The sequence below is a fragment of the Polaromonas sp. genome, from assembly GCF_049790275.1.
In the GTDB taxonomy this organism is placed as follows: Bacteria; Pseudomonadota; Gammaproteobacteria; order Burkholderiales; family Burkholderiaceae_C; genus Polaromonas.
This window is the reverse complement of the sequence record NZ_JBAQYR010000174.1, coordinates 1-4,135: the sequence shown is the minus strand read 5'-3', so window position 1 is coordinate 4,135 and position 4,135 is coordinate 1. Positions and strand designations below refer to the sequence as shown.

5 protein-coding genes are annotated in these 4,135 nt (G+C 59.4%); 2 read left to right on the top strand and 3 right to left on the bottom strand.

Features of this window, described 5'->3' with window-relative positions:
• Together WA904_RS22210 and tssB are read right to left on the bottom strand one after the other, a co-directional pair.
• Positions 1 to 336, bottom strand: a 336-nt coding sequence (locus tag WA904_RS22210; RefSeq protein WP_425199296.1) for a type VI secretion system contractile sheath domain-containing protein, incomplete at its 3' end; no start/stop codon positions are given.
• A 57-nt stretch (positions 337 to 393) separates the two neighbouring features.
• Entirely contained in the window at positions 394 to 933 is a 540-nt protein-coding gene (tssB, locus tag WA904_RS22205; RefSeq protein WP_348067216.1) for a type VI secretion system contractile sheath small subunit, read from the bottom strand.
• Between the two features lie 483 nt (positions 934 to 1,416).
• On the opposite strand from tssB, the gene WA904_RS22200 reads away from it, so the two are divergent.
• Positions 1,417 to 1,719 (top strand): hypothetical protein, encoded by a 303-nt coding sequence (locus tag WA904_RS22200; protein WP_425199295.1) that lies wholly within the window; start codon positions 1,417 to 1,419, stop codon positions 1,717 to 1,719.
• 88 nt (positions 1,720 to 1,807) lie between these two features.
• Positions 1,808 to 3,511, top strand: a complete 1,704-nt coding sequence (locus WA904_RS22195) for a tetratricopeptide repeat protein (RefSeq protein ID WP_425199294.1) — start codon at positions 1,808 to 1,810, stop codon at positions 3,509 to 3,511.
• A gap of 215 nt (positions 3,512 to 3,726) precedes the next feature.
• Here the strand turns inward: WA904_RS22195 and WA904_RS22190 are convergent.
• The coding region (locus WA904_RS22190; RefSeq protein WP_425199293.1) for an SMP-30/gluconolactonase/LRE family protein at positions 3,727 to 4,135 on the bottom strand (409 nt) is incomplete at its 5' end.

Genomic DNA, 4,135 nt, shown 5'->3' with positions numbered 1-4,135 from the left:
ACCGAACACCATGTCATGCAGACCTCTCCAGGATGCTTCAAGCGCCTGGAAGGACGGGTCATGCATGATTTCATTGAGCTGGTCGGTCAGGAGCTTGTCAATCTCAGCGACCCGCTCGTTGATCATCGCCACGACACCCTTGTCGGGGCTGGCCTTCATGCCTTCGTCGAGGATTTGCGAAGCAAACTGACCAATCAGCTTCTTCGCATACGTGCCCTGCGACGGCTCAACAGCCATGTTTCCTTCGACAATGATCCGGTCAAGAAGACCCAATTCACTGCCGGCTTCGGTGGAGGCACTTGCTGCGCCGCCTGCTTCTGATTTCTTAGTAGCCATATCAATCACCGTTCCAAAAAATAAGGGGTGTGCCGAAGCACAGACCGGGATGGTTGCTTACGCTGCCGGGGTTTCGGCAGCCGGAGCATCTGCAGGGGCTTCAGCGCCCGCATTGGCTTCGGTTTGCAGGGTTTTCAGCTCTTCAGTGCTCTGGACGATGTTCTCGAGCAGGCTGTCGAGTTCGTCGTTGCCGTCCAGTTTGGCCAGCAGGTCACGCAACTGCTGGCGTGCTTCGAGCAGCTTGGCCAGACGGGGGATCTGCTTGACAATGGCTTCAGGATGGAAGTCGTCGAATTCCTTGAAGTTCAGCTCGACCTTGATATTGCCTTCGCCCTTCATGGCGTCAGGCACCGAGATGTCCAGCCGCGGGGAAATTTTCCCCATGATCTCGTTGAAGTTGTCGCGGTCAATCTCGACCAGCCGGCGGTCTTTCAGTTTGGGCAGCGGCGTTGCTGGCTGACCCGAAAGGTCGGCAAGCAGGCCCACCACCATGGGAAGCTCTTTCTTTTCGACCGCGTCCCCAATCTCCACATCGTATGTAATTTGAACGCGTGGCGGCCGGTTGCGGCCCACCCACTTTTGCAAGCTGTCAGACATAAATTCCCCTTGAAAAAGGTTGATAACAATGCAGCAAGGAGCCGCGGCTCATGAAGCGACCAGTGAATCAATCACAACTCTTACATTTACAGGTTTTTACAATATAAAACTGAGCGAAGCAATAAGTAATTACAACCGCTGTCGCAGATTCTGCACAGGGGCATGACCTGCTGATGACACTGAATTGCCACCGGCGGGCTGCATATTTTCTGCACGAAATGTGCGTAAAGGTTACTTTTTCCCGCCGCCCGTGATTAAGTTACAAAAATAGCCGGGTCAGGCGGAACAATGGGTTGAAGCCTTCTCATGGCAGCGCCTGCAGCCGGATGCAAGGCCAAGACCGCCAGTCACTTCGTGCCCCCCAAGACGGTGGCCTCAAAGCCGACCCAAACCGACCGACGCAAGGGCTACGATGGAAAAAAGAACAAACAACGCGCATCAACCGCGCCAGCAGGCAGCGCACCAACCTGAAGGAAGTGGCCCATGGACAAGCTAGACACCCTGCATTCGGAAATCTCCAGTCTTCGCATGGTCGTGGCCATCGACTCGGCCATGTTGCTGTCGGTGATGCGGCGCATGAATGCCGACCAGCTCGCCATGGCGTCCAAAGACTTTCTTGAAGTGTGCGAAGGCCTGAGCATCAAGACGCTGTTTTCCGAGATGGACGATCTTTCCATCCAGTCGGCGCAAAAACGCCGCGACTGGTGGATTGGCCTGCTTGCGGAAATCGTTGCCAACGAGGCTGTGGCGCCGCCGCGTGCCGCGGGGGAGAGCCAGCCGGAATAACCGGGGCATGCTGCCGATTGGATAAGCGCTCAGGACCCCGGCATAATCCGCGACCAATGCGAGACCCGTGTCCAGGAAAGAACCCAGCATGAACCAGATCGAGGCAGAAACCGCCTTCAAGCAGGCCATTGAACATCAGCAGCACGGCCGCCTAGCGGAGGCGCAGATCCTGTATGAGCAGATCCTGGCTGTACACCGCAACCACCATCACGCGCTTCACCTGCTGGGCGTCATCGTCAGCCAGAAAGGCAACCAGTTTTACGCGCGAAGGTTGATCGAGACCTCGCTGACGCTGGCACCAGGTGATCCCGATGCGCTGGCCAACCTGGGCCAGGTGTTTTTCTATCTTGGCCTGTACGACATGGCACTTGAACGCTGCGACGAATCGATCACTCTGCAGCCGGCCAATGCGCGCTGCCATCTCACGCGCGGCAAGGCTCTGCGATTCATGGCGCGCCACGAGGAGGCCACCGCCAGCCTGGGCGAAGCCCTGCGGCTGCAGCCCGAACTGGCGGAAGCCTTTGTCCACCGGGGGTTTTGCCTGCACAACCTCAACCGTCTCGAAGAAGCGCTGGACGACTACGGCCAGGCGCTGCAGCTGCGTCCCGACAATCCTGAAGTGCTGAACAACCGCGGCCACGCCTTGTTCGCCATGGAGCGCCATCAGGAAGCCGTCCAGAGCATTGAACGCGCGCTTCAGCTTGCGCCCGACTTCGCCGAGGCGCATTACCATCGCGGCCTCACGCACCAGCATGAAAAGCAATATGAACAGGCATTGGCGTGCTACAGCCGTGCGGTGCAACTCAAGCCTGACCATGAACAGGCGCTGGTGCGGCAGGCCTTCGTCATGCACAAACTCAAGAAGCCACCGCAGGAATGCATTTCCATTCTCGACCGGGCATTGCGGGTCAAGCCCGATGCAGCGTCAACACTGGCCACACGGGCCGGCCTGCTGGCCGGCCTGAAGATTCTGGACCAGGCCCTGCAGGACTACGACCGCGCGATCGAGCTGGCCCCGGATGATGCAAAAAACCATTCGGACCGCGCCGAAACCCTGATCATGCTGAAGCGACCGGAGGAAGCCGCCCGCAGTTTTCGCAAGGCTCTTGAGCTGGGTGGCGACCGGGCCGAGCTGACCTACGCCCTGGCTTCGCTGGGTGCAGACATCGCCCCCGAAACCGCGCCGGCGCGTTATGTGGTCAACCTGTTCGACTGGTACGCGGAGCACTTTGACGATCACCTCCAAGGGCGCCTGAAGTACCAGACACCGGCCCTGATTTGCGAGCAGATATTCAGGCTGCATCCGGCCGGCGGGATGGACGTGCTGGACCTGGGTTGCGGCACCGGACTGTGCGGGCCATTGCTCAAACCGCTGGCGCGCACCCTGACAGGGGTGGACCTGTCGCCCAACATGCTGGAGATGGCACGCAAGCGCGGCATTTACGACCAGCTCGTGTGCAGTGATCTGACCACCTTTCTTGAACCGCAAACCGCCTGTTTCGACCTGGTGGTCGCCACCGATGTGTTCATTTATGTCGGTGCGCTCGAAGCCGTTTTTGAAGCCGCACGGACTGCCGTGAGACCGGGGAGCTTGTTTGCCTTCTCATTCGAGTCCAGCGAAAACGAGGATCTGGTCCTGCGCCCGACCCGTCGTTATGCACACTCGGTGGCGTATATCGAACGCCTGGCCAGCGACCACGGCTTCAAGATCCTCAGTCTGGAACCCAGCGTGATCCGGGAAGAAGGCGGCAAGGACCAGAACGGTTACCTGGCGGTTCTGCGAGCTGCATAAAAAACGCGGGCCGGTGGCGGAGGGAAGCAGGGCAGGCAGTGAGCCCGCTCTTTTGCTCCTGTTTCAATAGCTGTTCACGCCCGTTTTTATTGGGCTTGAGGGCAATTTGACTGTAAAAATTCACCCTCCACCACCTGGCGAAGGACCAGGATCAGCGCCGCCATGACCAGCAGGATCATGCGCTGGTTCAACCGGAAAACGGTCCTGCCATCCCGCTAGCTGGCTCGCGACGCGTGAGCCCCGGCGTCGGAAGTCGCCAGATAGCAGGAATACAGCGATGTCGTGGCCGTGATGAACAGCCTGTTGCCTCTGGGGCCGCCGAACTCGAGGTTGGCCACCGGCTCCGGAATGAGTATCTTGCCAAGCAGCTCGCCCTGCGGGGTAAAGCAATGAACGCCGTCCCCGGCACTGGTCCACACATTGCCGAGAACATCCACGCGCAGGCCGTCCGGGATACCGGCGTCCACCGTCGCGAACACCTCGCCTCCCCGCAGCCTGCCCTCGCTCACCTGGAACGAACGGATGTGGTGCGGCCCTTCGGGGTCGTGCGAAGCGCCTGAGTCCGCGATGTACAGCCATCGGCCATCAGGCGAAAAGGCCAGTCCGTTCGGCTGGACGAAATCG

Excerpts from the sequence above, each read along its gene's own strand:
- tssB (WP_348067216.1), bottom strand. The coding sequence starts at position 933 with ATGTCTGACAGCTTGCAAAAGTGGGTGGGCCGCAACCGGCCGCCACGC.
- WA904_RS22200 (WP_425199295.1), top strand. The coding sequence starts at position 1,417 with ATGGACAAGCTAGACACCCTGCATTCGGAAATCTCCAGTCTTCGCATG.
- WA904_RS22195 (WP_425199294.1), top strand. The coding sequence starts at position 1,808 with ATGAACCAGATCGAGGCAGAAACCGCCTTCAAGCAGGCCATTGAACAT.